The organism is Methylophilus sp. 5 (genome assembly GCF_000515275.1).
In the GTDB taxonomy this organism is placed as follows: Bacteria; Pseudomonadota; Gammaproteobacteria; order Burkholderiales; family Methylophilaceae; genus Methylophilus.
Genome location: NZ_KI911560.1, coordinates 1,734,880 through 1,753,119 on the forward strand (window position 1 = coordinate 1,734,880; position 18,240 = coordinate 1,753,119).

Here is an 18,240-nt window from a genome sequence, read left to right on the forward strand (position 1 = left end):
TTGTTATACATTGATTTTAAATAAAAAAATTATTTAGAAAGACGGATGCGTCGCCATGGAATGGTTTAAACGACAAAAGAATAAGCAGCAAGTGGGTATCAGTGTCACTGATATGCACGTGAGTACTGTCGCCGTGACGCCACCATCCGAAGGGGCCAAGCCGGTGGTCTCATTTGCCGCTGTTGAGCAGGTGCCACTACATGCAACGTCCACATTGCGTCACTTTGTGACCAAAAATGACCTTAAGACCTTGCCGTGCAATATTGTATTGAATGTTGATCAATACAATATTGTGCAAATTGATAAGCCGAATATGCCGGACAACGAGGTAAAACCGGCGTTGCGCTGGAAGCTGAAAGGCTTGCTGGATTATTCAGTCGAACAAGCGGTGGTGGATGGCATTGATGTGCCGGTAGACCCGTCTTATGCTAATCGCCAGCCGCTGATGCTGGCAATTTGCGCTAAAAAAGCCACCGTTTCTGCAATGGGTAACCATTTGGCTGAAGCGGGTTTTAACGTGAAGTCGGTGGATGTGCATGCGCTGGTGCAGCGCAATATTGCCCATTTGCTGGAGCATGAAGATAGAGCGCTGGTGATGCTCAGTATTTTGCCACGCGGATGTTTGCTGACATTCACCGCCAAAGGCGAGTTGTATCATGCGCGTTTGATTGAGCTTGACCGCGATTTTTTGAATGACCGCGGTGAGCTGTTTAAAGCTAACTTTGACAAGCTGGTACTTGAGTTACAGCGCTCGCTGGATAGTTTTGACCGCCAGTTTCCTTATTTGAGCCTGAATCGCCTGGTGGTAGCGCCGGTCTCTAATCGCGATTACCTGGTCAGTGGCTTGAGCTCTAGCCTCTATGTGCCGGTAAATGTGTTTAACCTGGAAGACATTGTCGAGTTGCCAGCCGATCAGGATTTCTCCAGCCTGGAAAAACAAGCCATGTTATTGCCTGCATTAGGCGCTGCCTTACGCCAGGAGATGGCGGCATGAGTCAGCAAATTAACCTGTTTGACGGCGGGCTGGTTAAATCTAAAGACTGGTTCACGCTCCCTGTGGTTGCGGCCATTTATGTTCTGGCAGCTGGCGTGATGTTTTACCTGTTTACCGGCCTGCAGGCTGAAAACGCACAGTTGCAAACGCAGCGTAATCAGGCTGTGACGCAATATGAAACCACGCAAAAAAAGGTGGATCAATTTGCCCAGCACGTGACGCCGATAGATAACAGCAAGCTTGAAGCTACGCTGAAAAGTCTTAATGCCCGCTTTGAGATGCAGTCGCAGATTCTGGCTATTTTTCAGCAATCAATCTCTGGGGCGGCTAACCATCTGGTGGATTATATGCGTGCGCTCACTGCTCAGCAGCAGCCTGGGCTTTGGTTAACGGGCTTTAATATTGAGCCGGGTGCGCAACATGTGACACTCAGCGGGCAGGCGTTGCAATCTGAAGATATTCCTTTGTATCTGGACTTGTTATCGACCCAGCGTATTTTTGAGGGCACGCAATTTTCTGGCATTCAGTTCAAGCAAGTTGAGTTGCACAGAGCACAAGCTGCGGCGAGTGCTACACCAGCGCCAACCCCTGTGCCTCCGCCGGCACCAGTTGTAGAGGCACCAGCTGGCAAAGGCGCTACCGAGGCAAGTGCTAGTGCCGGTGCAGCACCGGGTGTGCCAGCATCGCCTGCTGCGGCCCCTTCCGCCCCTGCGGCAGAAGTGACCCTGCAAGTGTATGCCTTTGAGGTGAAAGGGAAAGACCTGCAAAACAAGGCGAAGCGCGAAAACACGGTGAGCTGGGATGAGTTTGTGCGCCAAACAACGCAATCACCGGCCAAGCAGCCTTAGAGAGAACGACGCATGCGATTTGAACAATTACAAACAGTCAGCGATAAATGGATAGCGCTTTCCCAGCGTGAGCGCTGGATGATTTTTGGGGCTGGTTTGTTTGCCGTGGTTGGCTTGATGGATACTTTTTTGCTGGAGCCACAGCGTGCGCAGCTGGCGAGCACCCAGCAAGACATGATTAAAATCCAGAATGATACCGCCACACTGACCGAGCAAATGACCACCATTGCCACGCAGGCTGCACCACAGCCAGCGAGCAATGCGTTTCAGCATGATATTGACGCGACTACACAGAAAATTGCCAGCCAGTCCGCTGATTTAGTCAAGGTGTCTTCTTACATGGTGCCGCCACAAGAGATGGTGTCATTGCTAAAAAAATTACTGCAAAAACACACTGACGTACAAGTAGCAGAAATGCAGTCTTTGCCGGTGGTCGACTTTATTGAAAAGCAAAGAAAACAATTGCAGCCGCCAGGCGATTCGGCGTCAAGTAGCGCTGCGCCTGCCAATACTGAAGAGGTGTGGAAGAACGTGCCGCATGTGTATCAGCATGCGGTGAAGGTGCGGCTTAAAGGCAAATATTTTGCCTTAATGGCTTATGCCCAGTCGTTAAAAGCGATTGGCCAGACTTTGGCCTGGGAAACGGCAGCGCTGAAAGCTGAGTATCCTGAAAGTGAGTTAACTGTTCAGGTCTACACCCTGAGTGGTGAAAATGCATGGTTGGGGATTTAGCATGCGCTTGTTACTAACAACACTATTCATGGCGTGGACAACACAGGTGACGGTCGCTTTGGCAGAGGGCGTAGTAGATCCCACTAAGCCGCCTGCTTCGGTGATGGAGTATTTGCCGAACGCCCAAACGCAAACAGAACAGCCTTGGGAGCTGACGGCGATACAAGACAATGGCAAAGCAGGCTTCGCTGTGGTTAACGGCCAAATGGTGCAGGTGGGCGGCAGTTATGAGGGCTTTAAATTGATCTCGGTCAAAAACCAGAAAGCCGTATTTGTCAGCAAACTGGGCGAGAAAAAAGTGGTGGGCATGGGCCTGGCCAGTGTGATTAAGCCAGTGCAACTGCAAACCAGTATGAATAAGACAAACCAGCCAAGAAGATTAAAAAATCAGGCTAAAAAGTTGAAAAATAAAGATTGAAAATAAAGTGACAAACGCTTGCTGACCTCAACCTAGTGAGGCAGCAAGGGAACATCAATAGAGAGACTGCTATGAAAACTTTCGTGAACACCTTGGGTTTGATGATTATCGGTACCGGATTGGTCGGTTGTACCAGCAATCCGTTTGCCCCAAGCAATGTGTCGATTAATCCTAAGATTCAAAATGAGTTGGCGACGTCTGCTGCCAAGGCGCAAGCGCAGGTAGCGCCACCGCCCAAGGCCGTCACCGATGAGTTGTTTGAGCCGCTCAAGATTGAGCCGCCAAAAGCGCTGGCCAAACGCGTTGAGCCGCGGTTTGACCTAGTGGTGAACAAAGCGCCTGCCGCGCAGGTGTTGATGGGTATCGTTTCTGGCAGCCCTTACAGCATTGCGTTGAGCCCTGAGCTCAAAGGCGAGATTTCAATCAACTTGCGAGATGTGACTTTGTTTGAAGCCCTCAATGCCTTGCGTGATTTGTATGGCTATGAATACAAAATGAACGGCAAACAAATATTTGTTGAGCCGCAAACGATTCAAACCCGCGTGTTTCAAGTCAACTATATTACCGGCTCACGCAGAGGCACTTCTGCGACCCGCGTGACCTCAGGTACGGCGAGTGGTTCAGGTGCGGGTGGTGCGGCGGGCGTTGCAGGCCAGGCTGCTGCCATGACAGGCTCGAGCGGCACCGGTACGGGTAGTACGGGCACTACAGGTAGCGGCGCTTCGGGTGCGTCTAACCTGCAAGTGTATGCTTCAGATGTGAGCATGCGTACCAATAATGATTTTTGGGAAGAAATTGCCGCCTCGCTGAGTAGTCTGATTGGCGAAGAAAGTGGCCGCAAAGTGATTATCAATGCCCAATCTGGCTTGATCATGGTGAAAGCCATGCCTAAAGAAATCCGCCAGGTTGAAAAGTTTTTAAGCCTGATGCAGGTTACGGTTGACCGTCAGGTGATTCTGGAAGCAAAAATCATCAAAGTGCAGTTGAACAGAAACTCGCAACAGGGCATTAACTGGGCTGCAGCCAGACATACGCGTGGCCGCGACGTGACTTTTGGTAACATCAACGGTAATGCCTCACTGAGTGAAACTGGTGATTTGACCAATGGCGTTGTGACTACGACAGAGCCCGGCGCTTTGAGTAATAATTCGGTGACTTCTCTGGGTGGCTCGATGTTTGCGCTGGCCGTGCAAGGCAAAGGGTTTTCAGCCTTGCTGAATTTTCTGGAAACTCAGGGTAATGTCGAGGTGCTGTCTAGCCCGCGCATTGCGACCATTAACAACCAAAAAGCGGTGCTCAAGGTGGGTAACGACGCTTTTTATGTGACGAACGTGAAAACCAATGTGACCACCACAACGGGTGGTGCGATTGTGACACCGGATATTCAGCTGCAACCCTATTTTTCCGGTATTTCACTGGATGTGACGCCGCAGATTGATAAAGACGATAATATTACCTTGCACGTGCATCCATTTATCAGCGAAGTGACGCAGGTGAATAGAACTGTGACCTTGTCTAGCGCTAACGGCGGCACGTATACCATCCCGACGGCGTCTTCCAACATTAATGAAACTGACAGCATAGTGCGCACCAAAGATGGCAGCGTGATTGCGATTGGCGGTCTGATGCAGGAATCTGTCGACAATACGCGCACCAAAGTGCCGGGCTTGGGCGATGTGAAATTCCTGGGTAACCTGTTCCGCCAAAAGGATCAAAGCAGCATCAAAACCGAACTGGTGATTTTGCTGAAATCTACCGTGGTGCGCAGTGGCGAAAGCTGGGCGCAAGATATGCTTGATAGCCAGGACCGGGTTGAGAAGCTGAAGAGCGATAGCAGTTTTTAGGAGCGGGCATGTACCTGCAGCACTTTGGGTTGAAGGAGTATCCATTTACCATCACGCCGGATACCAGTTTTTATTATGCAACGCGTAGCCTGCAAGAGGCGCTGAATACGCTGTTGATTGCGATTCAATCTGGCGAAGGCTTTGTGAAGATTACCGGTGAAGTGGGCACTGGCAAAACCTTGCTGTGCCGCCGCCTGCTCAAGGCGCTTGAACCCGGCTGCAAAGTGGCGTTTATTCCTAATCCTTACCTGGACCCGCACGCCTTGTTAATGACGTTAGCCACCGAATTTGGCGTGGCGTTTAAACCAGACTTTACCCATCACGACATGATAGATGCGCTTAACCGCAAGCTGCTTACCTTTGCTGACGAAGGCCGGCATGTGGTGGTGTGCCTGGATGAAGTGCAGGCCATGCCGCTGGAAACCCTGGAAGCCTTGCGCCTGTTGAGTAACCTCGAAACCGAAAAACGCAAATTGATACAAGTGGTGATTTTTGGCCAGCCAGAGCTGGAAGAGCGTATTAATCACCCGTCCATTCGCCAGTTACGCCAACGCATTGGCTTTGAGTATCACCTCAAAGGTTTGCACTGGTCAGAATTAGGGTTTTATCTGAATCATCGCATGCATATTGCCGGTTATCAGGGCGGCATGATTTTTACGCCCGCCAGCCTGCGTTTGCTCTATCGCTATGCCAATGGTATTCCGCGTTTGCTTAATATCCTGGCGCATAAGTCATTGTTGTCCGCGTTTGGCCGCGGCCAGCAAGGCGTGTCGGCTGAAGATGTCAGGGCGGCGATTATGGACACACAGGCCAGTGTCAAAGCACAGCATCGCTGGCTGGGCCACGGTTTTAAATGGTGGCTGACGCTGCATACGGCCCTGGCTGGTCTGGGTCGTTAGTTTTCATATTGGGGAAGCACTTGAGTTTAATTAATCAGGTATTGCAAAACGTTGAGGCGCGCCAAGGGGCGGCCGCCACCGATGGCTGGGCCGGGCAAGTCAAGCCAGTGCTTAGCCACCAAGGTTCTGCTGCGGCCTGGGGCAGCAAGTTGCGATGGGCGCTGTTGCTATTGATCGTGATTGGCTGTTTGCTGGTGAATTGGCCCATGTTCATGGCTCGCTTTGCCCCGGCTCCGGTGCGCACCCATGCTGCGGTGTTAGTGGCGACGGCGACGCCTGTTGTGCCTGCACCCGCAATCACAGCGGTTGCATCATTGCCGGTTGAGCACGCGCCAGTGGCGCTAAATAATGCAGCCTGGGCGCCTCCGCAGCTAACCAAGGCCTTATTTAGCCCATGGCAAAAACCGGCCACGGACACAGCCCTGGCCGCGCCAATGGTCGCCAAACCTGCGAGCACCAAGATCGCATTGCGGCCACAGGTGGAAGGTGAGTTTACGATTAACCCTGCTGATAGTGCAGCGGCTAATTTGGTGGTGACTGCGATTGAGCCATCATCAGGCGCTGGCAACACACCCAAACTCGCGAAAAATAATGATGATGAGTCTGGCCCCAGAGGGGTGGTTAACAAACAGATTCGCCCAGACCAAGAGGTGAATTTGCAGATTCAACGTGCGGTAGACCAGGAGCAGAAAGGCCGCTTGAATGAAGCACTGGCCATTTTGCGCCAGGCGTTGGTGAGCTATCCGCAATCTGAAGATGCACGGCAGCTACTGGCGGCTTATTTGTTTGAGTCCCGGCAAGAAGCTGAGGCGGTGGCTGTGTTGCAAAGTGGTATCAAGCAGTTTCCGGGGCAAATTGGTTTATCTAAGTCGCTGGCCAAATGGCAGTTGGCACATGGCCAGCCCGACGCGGTGTTGCAAACGCTCAAACCGGTCGCCAACCTATTGATACAAGATGCAGAGTCACAATGGATGTTGGCCATGGCGTATCAACAAAGTGGGCAACATGCGGCGGCCTTGCCTCACTTTGAGCGCGCAACTATATTGCGGCCAGGGCATGCGCAATGGATTGTGGCGTATGCGATTTCTCTGCAAGCGGCGGGCCAGCCTGCACCGGCTTTGCAGCAATTGCAATTGGCTTATAACCTGCCCTTAAGTGAGCGCTTGTCGGAGTTCGTCGGGCAGCGTATCCGTCAATTAGGTGGCACGGCCGTGGTGCGTAGTGAATAACGGCCACCTTGGCATGGTCAGGGGTCATCACTTTTTAATGTCCGTGCCAGCACCAGCGCGGTTACCCGCGTAGCCCCTGCCTGCTTTAACACCCTGGCCACGGCGTGCATGCTGGCGCCGGTGGTCATCACGTCATCCACAATCATCACATGCTGGCCTTGCCATGGTTTGTGCGTTGCAAATGCGCCGCGTAAATTGCGCGTCCTGGTTTTCATATCCATGCCAGCTTGCGTTGGCGTATCAAGCACGCGTATGCATCCTTCTATGTCTAATGCTATACCGCTGTGCTGATGCACCTGTTTTGCCAACTCTAGCGCATGATTAAACCCGCGTTCTTTGACGCGATTGAGATGCATGGGCATGGCCATCATGATCTGCGGCCGTTCTGTAGCCGCTAAGGTTGTCAGCTGTGTGAGCAGGCTATTAGCCAGCAGATTGCCCAATGCCAATTGTTGATGGTATTTAAATTGATGCAGCAGCCTGTTGAGTGGGTAGGCGTAACGAAATGGCGCAAGTGTGCGATCAAAGGCTGGCGCATGTTGCAGGCAAATACCGCATAACGTGCCTGCAACGGTAGGCAGCGCGCATTGCGGGCAACGCGTCGAGGTATACCATGGCAAGGTGGCAACGCAATGTGCACACAGCCCATCTTGAAGCTGGTTGCGGGCAGTGGCTGGCGCATCACACAGCACGCAAGGCAAAGTTGCACCCAGCCATTGCTGGCACTGGTGATAAAAGAGTGTGTGATTAAATTTTAATCTGTTGTAAAATTTTTTCACGTCATATTTTAAACAACATATAATTCGGCCGGATTATTCATACAATTTTATTGCGTGGTGTTTATGGAACAACAAACTTCTGTTGCCGGTTGTGGCAGCGAAATGCAAACCTCCGTCATCAATCTGGATGGCTTGAAACCTTCGGCTGCTTGCCATCCTACGGTTGAGCGCTGGCGGGTAGAAGACATCATGGCACTGTTTGAGTTGCCATTCAATGACTTGCTGCACCGTGCCCATACCGTGCACAGAGAGCACTTTGACCCGAATGCGGTGCAAGTGAGCACTTTGCTGTCGATTAAAACCGGGGGCTGCTCTGAAGATTGCGGCTATTGCCCACAAGCCGCGCGTTACCACACCGAAGTGGATAATGAGCCGCTGATGCAACTGGATGACGTGTTGGCCGCGGCTAAAGCCGCCAAAGACAGTGGTGCCAGCCGCTTCTGTATGGGTGCTGCCTGGCGTGGCCCCAAGCAGCGTGACCTGGACCCGGTGCTAAAAATGATTTCTGAAGTCAAGGCCATGGGGCTGCAAACCTGCGCCACCCTGGGTATGTTAAAAGATGGCCAAGCCGAGCAATTGAAAGAGGCAGGCCTCGATTATTACAACCATAACCTGGACACCGCGCCAGAGTTTTACGGTGACGTGATCACCACGCGGACTTACCAGGATCGCCTGGATACCTTGGACCGTGTGCGCAGCATGAATATCAATGTGTGTAGTGGCGGCATTATCGGCATGGGTGAAAACCGTGCCCAGCGTGCAGGCCTGGTGGCGCAGTTAGCTAATATGGAGCAACCACCAGAGAGTGTGCCGATTAACTTGCTGACCCAAGTAGAAGGCACGCCTTTGCATGGCACCGAGCCACTGGACCCGCTTGAATTTGTACGCACGATTGCGATTGCACGTATCACCATGCCAACCAGCTTTGTGCGTTTGTCAGCAGGCCGCCAGAGCATGGGCGAGGCAGTGCAAACTTTGTGCTTTCACGCCGGTGCCAACAGTATTTTCTACGGTGAAAAGTTACTGACCACCGGTAACCCAGAAGTCGAATCCGATAACAGTTTATTTGCCAAACTGGGCTTGAAGAAAATTTAATGAGCAATTTGCTGGATGATTTGCAGGCCGACCTTGATAAGCGGCAAACACTGGGCCTGATGCGGCAACGCCGTTTGCTCGATTCGCCGCAGGCCGAGCATATTACGGCTAACGGCCAGCCTTTTCTGTCGTTTTGCAGCAATGATTACCTGGGCCTAGCCAACGATGCCGCGCTGGTTACTGCGTTGCAAGCGGCTGCGGCAGAGGCCGGGGTGGGCAGTGGCGCTTCTAACCTGATTACCGGCCATCACCGTTATCACGACCAGCTGGAGCAGGCATTGGCGACGTTTGTCGGTCAACCAGCGGCCTTGCTGTTCTCGACTGGTTATATGGCCAATATCGGCGTCATCAGTGCGCTGATGGGGCGAGACGATGCCGTGTTTTCGGATAAGCTCAATCATGCTTGCCTTAATGATGGCGCCTTTTTATCGCGTGCCACGCACCACCGCTTTGCGCACAACGATGTGGCAGCACTTGAAAAACTACTGCAAGCCAGCACGGCGCGCCACAAACTGGTGACTGCCGATGCCGTGTTCAGCATGGATGGTGATCTTGCGCCGCTGGCCGATTACCTTAGGTTGTGCGAACGTTACAATGCTTATCTTTACGTGGACGATGCACACGGGTTTGGCGTACTGGGACCACAAGGTCGTGGCTCACTCAAACACCTGGGCTTACAGTCATCACGTTTAATCATGATGGGCACGCTGGGCAAGGCCGCGGGCGTGGCCGGAGCATTTGTTGCTGGCGAAAAAATTGTCATCGACTACCTGATTCAATACGCCAATAGCTATATCTATACCACACCGGCGCCGCCACCGTTGTCAGCTGCCTTGCTGGCCTCGGTCAAAGAGATCGAGCATGGGGATGCGCGCAGAAAGCAATTATTTGACATGATTGCCTTGCTCAAAAGTGAGTTGTCACTGACACGCTGGCACTTACTGCCTTCTGAAACGGCGATTCAGCCGTTGGTCGTGGGCGATACGCACGAGGCATTGGCTCTGAGCCAATACCTGCAGGCACGCGGCATTCTGGTGCCTGCCATTCGTCCGCCGACGGTGCCTGCGAATACCTCACGTTTGCGCATTTCGTTGTCTGCTGCGCACAGTGAAGCCCATGTGCGGGCGCTCATTGACGCATTACATGCTGCCGAGCGCGACATTCCAGCCAGGGCACAGGAATGAGTTGTTTTATCGAAATCATGGGGCAGGGCAAACCGTTGGTGTTGCTGCATGGTTGGGCGATGAACAGCGCAGTCTGGGAGCGCGTGGTTAAACGCTTGTCTGCCAACTACCGTTTATTTTTGGTCGATTTGCCAGGCATGGGTCAAAGTCGTCCGGTTTACCCTTACCATTTGCACAGCCTGGCCGAAACGGTGGCCGAAGAGATTCCTGGAGTGTCGACAATTCTGGGCTGGTCGCTGGGCGGCCTGATCGCACAGCAGATTGCGCTCAACCAGCCCGATCGCGTTGAAAAGTTGATTCTGGTCGGCACCAACCCTTGTTTTGTCAGCAAACCTGATTGGCCGCATGGTATTGCAGCACGCCACTTTGAGCAATTTAATCAGCGTTTTGAGCAAGATTTTAATGCGACCTTGCTGAATTTTTTGACCCTGCAATGTATGCATGCCAAAGATGCCCGCGCGACCGTGCGCCAGTTACGCACTGCTTTTGCGGCCAAACCGACGCCCACGCAAGAAAACCTGAATCAGGCGCTCAATATTTTGCTGCACACTGATTTGCGTGAAGAGGTGAGCCGTTTGTTTCAGCCGACCTTACTGATTCATGGTGACCGCGATACGCTGGCGCCAGTGACCGCTGCGCATTGGCTGGCCATGCATATGCAGCGTGCACAGTTGCGCGTGATTGCCGGGGCAGCACATGCGCCGTTTTTGTCGCATGCAGATGCTTTCTGTGAGTCAGTTGAGGCCTTTATGGCCGATGACCAAGCCACGCAACAAGTGAGTAGCTAATGCAGGACGTTTACCAAATCGACAAGTCGCGCATGCGGGAGTCGTTTCATCGTGCCGCCAAACAGTATGATGCAGCTGCCATTTTACAACGCCAGGTACGTGAAGAAATGCTGAGCCGCCTGGACGTAGTCAAACTCGCCCCTGGCATTATTCTCGATGCTGGTTGTGGCACCGGGCATGGTTTGCATACACTACTCAAACAGTTTAAACAGGCACAAGGCATTGCGCTGGATATCGCCGAAGGCATGCTGGCACGTAGTCGCGCATTATTTCCCTGGTATAAACCCTGGCAATCACAACCACGTTTTGTTTGTGGTGATATTGAGTCGCTACCTTTGGCTACTGCCAGTGTCGATATGGTGTGGTCCAACCTCGCCGTGCAATGGTGTAACGACATGGATACCGTGTTGCAGGAGTTTAGGCGTGTATTACGCCCCAATGGCTTGCTGATGTTTGCCACATTGGGCCCGGATACGCTCAAAGAGTTGCGTGCCGCTTCTGGCGCCGAGCATACCCATGTCAGTCGCTTTATTGATATGCATGATATTGGCGATGCGCTGACACGCGCAGGCTTTAGCGCGCCGGTGCTGGATGTGATGCACTACACACTGACTTACGATAGCGTTGAATCTGTGATGCGCGACCTCAAAGCGATTGGTGCGCATAATGCCACTGCTGGCCGTGCCAAAGGCTTGAGCGGCAAAGGATTTTTGCAGCAATTGCGCCAAGGCTATGAGGTGTTTAGGCGTGAGGGTAAATTGCCAGCCACCTACGAAGTGGTGTTTGTACATGCCTGGACCGGTAGCCAGCCTTACACCGCGCCGGGTAGCAGTCCGGTGCAGTTTATGCCGCGTAAAGACAGCCTAAGGTAAACCATGCGCGCATTGCCACGTCATTTTTTTGTGACCGGGACCGATACCAGCGTCGGCAAAACGACGGTCAGTGTGCGCTTGATACAGCAACTGGTCGCGCAAGGCCTCACCGTCATTGGTATGAAACCGGTCGCGTCTGGCTGTGCGTGGGTAGATGGTCGCTGGCAAAACGATGACGTGTTGCAATTAACCGCGGCCTCCAATGTGAGTGCGCCGCCCGAGCTGATTAACCCTTATTGTTTTGCACCAGCTATCGCGCCACATATTGCGGCCGCCCAGGCAGGTGTCGAGATCGACTTTAAAGTGATTCAAACCGCCTATACGCAATTGACGGCCATGGCCGATGTGGTGATTGTAGAAGGCGCGGGCGGCTTGCTAGTGCCGCTCAGTGGTAGCCAAACCATCGCCGATTTAATTCAGGCCCTCAACTTGCCTGCGCTGGTGGTGGTTGGCATGCGGCTAGGGTGTATTAATCATGCCTTGCTCACCGTGCAGTTACTTAAACAGCGTGGCATTGATTTTTGTGGCTGGGTCGCCAACAGCATAGACCCACAGATGTCATTGCCACAGGAAAACTTGCAGAGCCTGATTGAGCGTTTGCAACAGCCGCCCTTATTAGAAGTCCCTTTTCAGGAGTCACTTAGCTAATGCCGCCGCCACTCCTTACCCGCATTGAGTTGCGCGCACCGGTGCCACCGATGACGCGACTGCTGATCCTATTGAATGTGCTGGTGTTTGTCGTCATGCTGTTTGGTGGTGCCGGTTTCTGGCATTCACCCAATACCGTGCAACTGACCTGGGGCGCTAATTTTGCCCCGGCCACCGCTGATGGCCAATGGTGGCGCTTGGCGAGCGCCATGTTTCTGCATTTTGGCGCCTTGCACCTGGGCATGAATATGCTGGCGTTGTGGGACGGTGGCAAACTGGTCGAACGCATGTTTGGCGCAGTGCGTTTTCTAGTTATTTACCTGATTAGCGGCGTAGGCGGCAACCTGTTATCTCTTGTCATACAAGGCAATGATGCGGTGTCTGGCGGGGCCTCTGGCGCCATTTTTGGTATTTATGGCGCACTGCTGGTGTATGTCTGGTTTGCCAGGCACCAGATGCAGACACAGGAGTTCCGCTGGTTATTTTGGGGCGCGTTACTGTTTTCTGCCCTGACGATTGTCATGGGCTACATTATTCCCGGCATTGATAACTCGGCCCATATCGGTGGTTTTGTCACTGGCATCGTGATGGCTGCACTTTTGTTACCAACCACCATCGTGCCCAGTCAACAATTAACGCTGACGCAGTGGCTGGCAGGGCTTGCCTGGGTTGTGGCGCTGTTTGTATTAGTGACCCATTTGCCAACGCCTAAATATCGCTGGCAGCAAGAGGTTGCCATACAAAAACAAGTGCAAAAGCTTAATCAGGTCGATCAGCAAGCGCAAAAAAAATGGCAGCAGATTATGCTGGAAGGCCGTGAAGGCAGCGTGAGCTTTGATGACATGGCCGCCCAGATTGATGCACAGGTTGCTACGCCGTATGAGCAGAGTTTTGAAACTTTGTCAGCGTTGCCAGAAGACCCTAACCTGCCATCTGCCGCCTTGCTGGAGCAAGCCAAAGCGTATGCGTTAAAGCGCAGTGAAGCGAGCAAAGCGGCGGCAGACAAATTGCGTAACGTGCCGTTTATGCCGGGGAAACCTTAATATACTAGGTGCCTGCGGCGGGCGACGCAATGATATTGGCTTCGGGGTGCGCAAGTTGCGATGCTGCCATCTGCTGCACAAAAGCCTTGGCATTGTCTGACCAAGGCTGTGTCGGTAATTGGGTCAACATCTCGACCAGGGCTTGGTTCATGGCCGCCTGATTAAATGGCTCTGCTAATACTTGGCCAGCTTGCGCCGCAGCCACATACCCCGCGTAACCACACACACCGCTCACCAGCAGCGGCAGGCCAGCCGTCATCGCTTCAATCAGCACGATGCCAGCGAGCTCAGAGCGCGCGGCGTGTAGCAGTAAATCACCGCCTAACATCAGTGCTGGAATATCCGGGCGGCCGCCTGCCTCAATGCAGCGCTCGGCCACACCGCGTTGCTCAGCGTAAGCCTGCATATTGCTGCTGGACTCGAATTCGCCAACAGCCAACAGCCAACAGCGTTGCCTGAGGTTTTCTGGCAAGCTGCTCAAGGCATCAATCGCCCGGTCTACCCCTTTACGCATAAAGGCTGAGCCCACCGTGAGCAACACAATTGCATCGTTTGGCAGGTTAAAGGTGTTGCGCACATAAGTGCGGGCGTCTTGCGCAGCCAACTGGCTAAAACGCTGTAGCGGAATATTGGGCGGAATCAGGTGAAAACGCGTATCTTCGGTGCCATACCAGCGTTGAAAGGTTGCCTGGTCATGTTGGTTGAGCAGTAGTATCTGCGTCGCGGCCTCTTTGCCAAACACGGCGTGTTCCATTGCTGAGAAAAAACGATAGCGGCCGGACAGTTTTTTATACCAGCGCTCATGATGCATACGCTCGGCGTAGCAAGGGTCAGCAGCAAAATAGACATCCAGCCCTGGCATGCGATTAAAACCAACCACGCGGTCAAAGCCTTGTTGTTGCACGGCTTGTTGCATTTGCCTGATCAGCGATTGGTGCCTGTGGTGATTGAGCCAGCCCTTGGCTTTAAACAGATGGACCGTGATGCCTTGTGGCAAATCGCCGCGCCATTCGCCAGTGAAAATAGTGACTTCGTGCCCGAGGGCGACGCAGTCGCGGGCAATGCGCAGCATATCGCGCTGAACGCCACCATAAGGAAAGTATTTGAATATCAGAAACGCAAACTTCATGCGATGGCATTGTATGCGAAAATAGCGGCCATGAAACGCATCCTGATCGTCAAAACCACCTCTATGGGCGATGTCATTCACGCCTTGCCTGTCGTTGAGGATATCTTGCAACATTTTCCTGATGCACACATTGACTGGCTGGTAGAAGAAAGTTTTGCCGATATTCCACGCCTGCATCCACGGGTGCAGCAGGTATTTACGGTGGCGGTGCGTCGCTGGCGCAAGCAATGGTGGCGGTGCCAAACCTGGCGCGAGATTGCGGCAGTCAAGCAGGCTGTGGCTGCCCAGCCGTATGATGTGGTGCTGGATTTGCAAGGCCTGCTAAAGAGCGCGGTCATGGCAACGTGGGCCCATGGCCCGCGCTATGGTTATGATCAACACTCTATCCGCGAACCTCTAGCCAGTCGGCTTTACCGGCATCACTATGCCATTAATTACCGCCAGCATGCAGTGATACGCATGCGCACGCTGGCGGCGTTGGCGCTAGGCTATGCCGTGCCACAAGATCCGCCAGCCTATGGCTTGTCCGCTTTGAACCATCCTTTGCAAATACCCGCCTTTTTGGCGCTGCATGCCACCAGCCGCGATAGTAAGTTGTGGCCAGAATCATATTGGGTCATGCTCGGCCAGCAGTATGCTGCGCAAGGGGTGCACATGTGGTTGCCATGGGCCAGCGCCAGTGAACATGCGCGTGCCGAAAGAATCGCGGCCCAGGTGCCGCAGGCGGTTGTGTTGCCTAAGCTGTCACTACAGCAACTGGCTAGCCAAATGCCACAAGCACGTTTTGCGGTGGGCGTGGATACAGGCCTCTCTCACCTGGTGGCGGCATTGAATGTGCCGGTGGTGGCGATTTATACCGATACCGAACCGGCGTTTACTGGTGTGGCGGGCGGGCGGGTGGCACCTGCGGTAAATTTGGGTGGCAAGGGGCAATTGCCAACCGTCGCTGCGGTGGTTGCAGCGGTCTCTGCCATGCTTGATTCTGTTTCTGCCAGCCGTTAAAAAATCCTCCACAATTGTATGCTTTACCCTTGAAATCAGTAGGGGCATCCCCAACATTGAAAAGATATTGAGAGAAAAATGTTTCATTGAAACCTCTCAAGTAGAACAGTATTGAATGAGAAGGGGAACCCCATGCAAGAACCAATCACACCTTCCGAGGTGGCCGCAAACGAATCCGCAGTGAATGAGGATGTGCACACCAACCCAGCGGATGCTAGCCAAGTGCGTATTAGTGAACTGGAAGCTGCGCTTGAAGAAGCCAAAGCACAAGTGCTGTATGTGAAAGCCGAAGGCGAAAATATCCGTCGCCGTGCGTCTGATGATATTGATAAAGCCCGCAAGTTTGCGCTGGAAAAGTTCAGTGGCGAGCTATTGGCCGTCAAAGATAGCCTGGATGCCGCCTTGGCCGTAGAAAGCGACGAAGTCGCCAGTTATAAAAATGGCGTAGAACTCACCGCCAAGCAACTGTTAAGCGTGTTTGAAAAGTTTAATATTGCTGAAATTAATCCGCTGGGTGAAAAGTTTGACCCGAACAAACATCAGGCGATCAGCATGGTGCCTGCCGAAGGTGAACCAAATACCGTTTTGAGCGTACTGCAAAAAGGCTACAGCCTGAATGAGCGTGTATTGCGTCCGGCATTGGTGACTGTGATTCAGGCCAGGTAAAACGGCCAGGCAGTAAAAACCATTTAATGAACAGGGGCTTGAAATCTTTCACGGCACCCCAATGTTCACTGCATCAGTAAATAAAGATTAACGAATTTAAGGAACTTATTCATATGGCAAAAATTATCGGTATCGACTTGGGGACAACCAACTCCTGCGTCGCCGTGATGGAAGGCGGCAAGCCGCGCGTGATTGAGAATGCTGAAGGCGCACGTACCACGCCTTCTATCATTGCCTATCAGGAAGATGGCGAAATTCTGGTCGGTGCACCAGCGAAACGTCAAGCGGTGACCAACCCTAAAAACACCTTGTTTGCGGTCAAACGTTTGATTGGCCGTCGTTTTGACGAAAAAGAAGTGCAAAAAGACATCGACCTGATGCCTTACACCATTGCTAAAGCCGACAACGGTGATGCCTGGGTAGAAGTGCGTGGCAACAAACAAGCGCCACCACAAATTTCTGCTGAAGTATTGCGCAAAATGAAAAAAACCGCCGAGGACTACCTGGGCGAAGAAGTGACTGAAGCCGTGATTACGGTGCCTGCGTACTTTAACGACAGCCAGCGCCAGGCAACCAAAGATGCAGGCCGGATTGCCGGCCTGGAAGTAAAACGTATTATTAACGAACCAACAGCCGCCGCACTGGCGTTTGGGATGGACAAGCAAGAAGGCGACCGCAAGATTGCGGTGTATGACTTGGGTGGTGGTACGTTTGATATTTCGATCATTGAAATTACTGAAATCGACGGCGAACATCAGTTTGAAGTGTTGTCCACCAACGGTGACACGTTCCTGGGTGGTGAAGACTTCGATAACCGCATTATCGACTTTTTAGCCGATGAGTTTAAAAAAGAAAACGGCCTGGACCTGCGCAATGACTTGCTGGCAAAACAGCGTCTGAAAGAAGCCGCTGAAAAAGCCAAAATCGAATTGTCTGGCGCACAGCAAACCGAAGTGAACCTGCCTTACATCACGGCAGATGCCAGTGGTCCAAAACACTTGGTGGTGAAAATCACCCGTGCCAAGCTGGAATCATTGGTGGAAGAGTTGATTGAGCGCACTATCAACCCATGTAAAACAGCGTTGAAAGATGCTGGTGTATCACCTGCGGATATCTCTGACGTGATTTTGGTGGGTGGTCAAAGCCGTATGCCAAAAGTGCAAGAGAAAGTGAAAGAGATTTTTGGCAAAGAGCCACGTAAAGACGTGAACCCGGACGAAGCGGTAGCGGTTGGTGCTGCGATTCAGGGAGGCGTATTGAAAGGCGACGTGAAAGATGTATTGTTGCTGGACGTTTCTCCATTGTCACTCGGTATCGAGACCTTGGGCAGTGTGATGACCAAGCTGATCAAGAAAAACACCACGATCCCTACCAAAGCTTCGCAAGTGTTTTCAACCGCAGAAGACAACCAGAATGCCGTGACCATTCATGTCTTGCAAGGTGAGCGTGAAATGGCTTCTGGTAATAAGAGCCTGGGCCAGTTTAACCTGAGTGACATTCCACCGTCACCACGTGGCATGCCACAAATTGAAGTGACTTTTGATATTGATGCCAACGGTATTTTGCACGTGTCTGCTAAAGACAAAGCCACCGGTAAAGAGAACAAAATCACTATTAAAGCCAACTCTGGTTTGTCTGAAGAAGAGATTCAGCGCATGGAAGAAGATGCGGCTAAATATGCTGACGAAGACAAAAAACTGCGTGAACTGGTTGATGCCCGTAACCAGGCTGACAGCGTGTTGCACAGCGTGAAAAAATCGCTGGCTGAATATGGCGACAAGATTGAAGCCGACGAAAAATCCAAGATCGAAGACGCAATCAAAGAGCTGGAAGCCGTGGCTAAAGATAGCGATGACAAAGAGGTGATTGAAGCTAAAACCAATGCCTTGATGGAAGCTTCACAAAAACTGGGTGAAAAAGTCTACGCTGACCAACAGGCGCAGGCCAATACTGAGAGCGCAGCGCCTGAAGCCGAAAAAACGGTTGAAGGCGATGTGGTGGATGCCGAGTTTGAAGAAGTGAAAAAAGACTAAGCTTGAAAGCGGCGGGCATTTGCATGCTCGCCCTTTT

The 18,240-nt window shown here is 52.4% G+C and carries 18 protein-coding genes; 16 read left to right on the forward strand and 2 right to left on the reverse strand.

From position 1 onward, the window contains the following. Positions 1 to 55: 55 nt before the first annotated feature. From METH5_RS0108315 to METH5_RS0108345, 7 genes are all read left to right on the forward strand, one after another. Positions 56 to 994 (forward strand): hypothetical protein, encoded by a 939-nt coding sequence (locus METH5_RS0108315; RefSeq protein WP_029148066.1) that lies wholly within the window; start codon positions 56 to 58, stop codon positions 992 to 994. Next, the gene (locus METH5_RS0108320; protein ID WP_029148067.1) at positions 991 to 1,842 is read left to right on the forward strand and encodes a PilN domain-containing protein; all 852 of its coding nucleotides are present in this window, start codon (positions 991 to 993) and stop codon (positions 1,840 to 1,842) included. The genes METH5_RS0108315 and METH5_RS0108320 overlap by 4 nt, the downstream gene beginning before the upstream one ends. A 12-nt stretch (positions 1,843 to 1,854) precedes the next feature. Next, positions 1,855 to 2,574, forward strand: a complete 720-nt coding sequence (gspM, locus tag METH5_RS0108325) for a type II secretion system protein GspM (RefSeq protein ID WP_029148068.1) — start codon at positions 1,855 to 1,857, stop codon at positions 2,572 to 2,574. 1 nt (position 2,575) lies between these two features. After that, positions 2,576 to 2,992 (forward strand): hypothetical protein, encoded by a 417-nt coding sequence (locus tag METH5_RS14860; protein WP_232410988.1) that lies wholly within the window; start codon positions 2,576 to 2,578, stop codon positions 2,990 to 2,992. Between the two features lie 71 nt (positions 2,993 to 3,063). Then, a complete protein-coding gene (gene mshL / locus METH5_RS0108335; protein WP_029148069.1) occupies positions 3,064 to 4,836 on the forward strand; it encodes a pilus (MSHA type) biogenesis protein MshL in 1,773 nt (590 codons plus the stop codon). 8 nt (positions 4,837 to 4,844) lie between these two features. Further along, complete coding sequence (locus METH5_RS0108340) at positions 4,845 to 5,735, forward strand: ExeA family protein (RefSeq protein ID WP_029148070.1); 891 nt, start codon at positions 4,845 to 4,847, stop codon at positions 5,733 to 5,735. 20 nt (positions 5,736 to 5,755) lie between these two features. Beyond that, positions 5,756 to 6,964 (forward strand): lipopolysaccharide assembly protein LapB, encoded by a 1,209-nt coding sequence (locus METH5_RS0108345; RefSeq protein ID WP_029148071.1) that lies wholly within the window; start codon positions 5,756 to 5,758, stop codon positions 6,962 to 6,964. A gap of 17 nt (positions 6,965 to 6,981) precedes the next feature. On the opposite strand, the gene METH5_RS15215 is transcribed toward METH5_RS0108345, so the two are convergent. Next, positions 6,982 to 7,743, reverse strand: a complete 762-nt coding sequence (locus METH5_RS15215) for a ComF family protein (RefSeq protein ID WP_029148072.1) — start codon at positions 7,741 to 7,743, stop codon at positions 6,982 to 6,984. Positions 7,744 to 7,806: 63 nt separating this feature from the next. Here METH5_RS15215 and bioB point away from each other — a divergent pair, with 63 nt between their 5' ends. The 6 genes from bioB to METH5_RS0108380 are packed head-to-tail and all read left to right on the forward strand — an operon-like array spanning position 7,807 to position 13,373. Continuing rightward, on the forward strand, positions 7,807 to 8,838 hold the full coding sequence (gene bioB / locus METH5_RS0108355; RefSeq protein WP_369758902.1) for a biotin synthase BioB: 1,032 nt from the start codon (positions 7,807 to 7,809) through the stop codon (positions 8,836 to 8,838). Further along, a complete protein-coding gene (bioF, locus tag METH5_RS0108360) occupies positions 8,838 to 10,022 on the forward strand; it encodes an 8-amino-7-oxononanoate synthase (protein ID WP_029148074.1) in 1,185 nt (394 codons plus the stop codon). The genes bioB and bioF overlap by 1 nt, the downstream gene beginning before the upstream one ends. Continuing rightward, on the forward strand, positions 10,019 to 10,810 hold the full coding sequence (gene bioH, locus METH5_RS0108365) for a pimeloyl-ACP methyl ester esterase BioH (protein ID WP_029148075.1): 792 nt from the start codon (positions 10,019 to 10,021) through the stop codon (positions 10,808 to 10,810). Before bioF ends, bioH begins: the two co-directional genes overlap by 4 nt. Further along, complete coding sequence (gene bioC, locus METH5_RS0108370) at positions 10,810 to 11,682, forward strand: malonyl-ACP O-methyltransferase BioC (protein WP_029148076.1); 873 nt, start codon at positions 10,810 to 10,812, stop codon at positions 11,680 to 11,682. Before bioH ends, bioC begins: the two co-directional genes overlap by 1 nt. A gap of 3 nt (positions 11,683 to 11,685) precedes the next feature. Continuing rightward, a complete protein-coding gene (bioD, locus tag METH5_RS0108375; protein ID WP_029148077.1) occupies positions 11,686 to 12,330 on the forward strand; it encodes a dethiobiotin synthase in 645 nt (214 codons plus the stop codon). Further along, positions 12,330 to 13,373 (forward strand): rhomboid family intramembrane serine protease, encoded by a 1,044-nt coding sequence (locus METH5_RS0108380; protein ID WP_029148078.1) that lies wholly within the window; start codon positions 12,330 to 12,332, stop codon positions 13,371 to 13,373. The genes bioD and METH5_RS0108380 overlap by 1 nt, the downstream gene beginning before the upstream one ends. A gap of 4 nt (positions 13,374 to 13,377) precedes the next feature. Here the strand turns inward: METH5_RS0108380 and METH5_RS0108385 are convergent, their stop codons facing one another. Beyond that, positions 13,378 to 14,502, reverse strand: a complete 1,125-nt coding sequence (locus tag METH5_RS0108385; protein WP_029148079.1) for a glycosyltransferase family 4 protein — start codon at positions 14,500 to 14,502, stop codon at positions 13,378 to 13,380. Between the two features lie 3 nt (positions 14,503 to 14,505). Here METH5_RS0108385 and waaC point away from each other — a divergent pair, with 3 nt between their 5' ends. The 3 genes from waaC (at position 14,506) to dnaK (ending at position 18,203) form a co-directional block, all read left to right on the forward strand. Further along, the gene (gene waaC / locus METH5_RS0108390) at positions 14,506 to 15,504 is read left to right on the forward strand and encodes a lipopolysaccharide heptosyltransferase I (RefSeq protein WP_036307739.1); all 999 of its coding nucleotides are present in this window, start codon (positions 14,506 to 14,508) and stop codon (positions 15,502 to 15,504) included. Between the two features lie 132 nt (positions 15,505 to 15,636). After that, entirely contained in the window at positions 15,637 to 16,170 is a 534-nt protein-coding gene (grpE, locus tag METH5_RS0108395; protein WP_029148081.1) for a nucleotide exchange factor GrpE, read from the forward strand. Between the two features lie 113 nt (positions 16,171 to 16,283). Further along, a complete protein-coding gene (gene dnaK / locus METH5_RS0108400; protein WP_029148082.1) occupies positions 16,284 to 18,203 on the forward strand; it encodes a molecular chaperone DnaK in 1,920 nt (639 codons plus the stop codon). Positions 18,204 to 18,240: the final 37 nt, after the last annotated feature.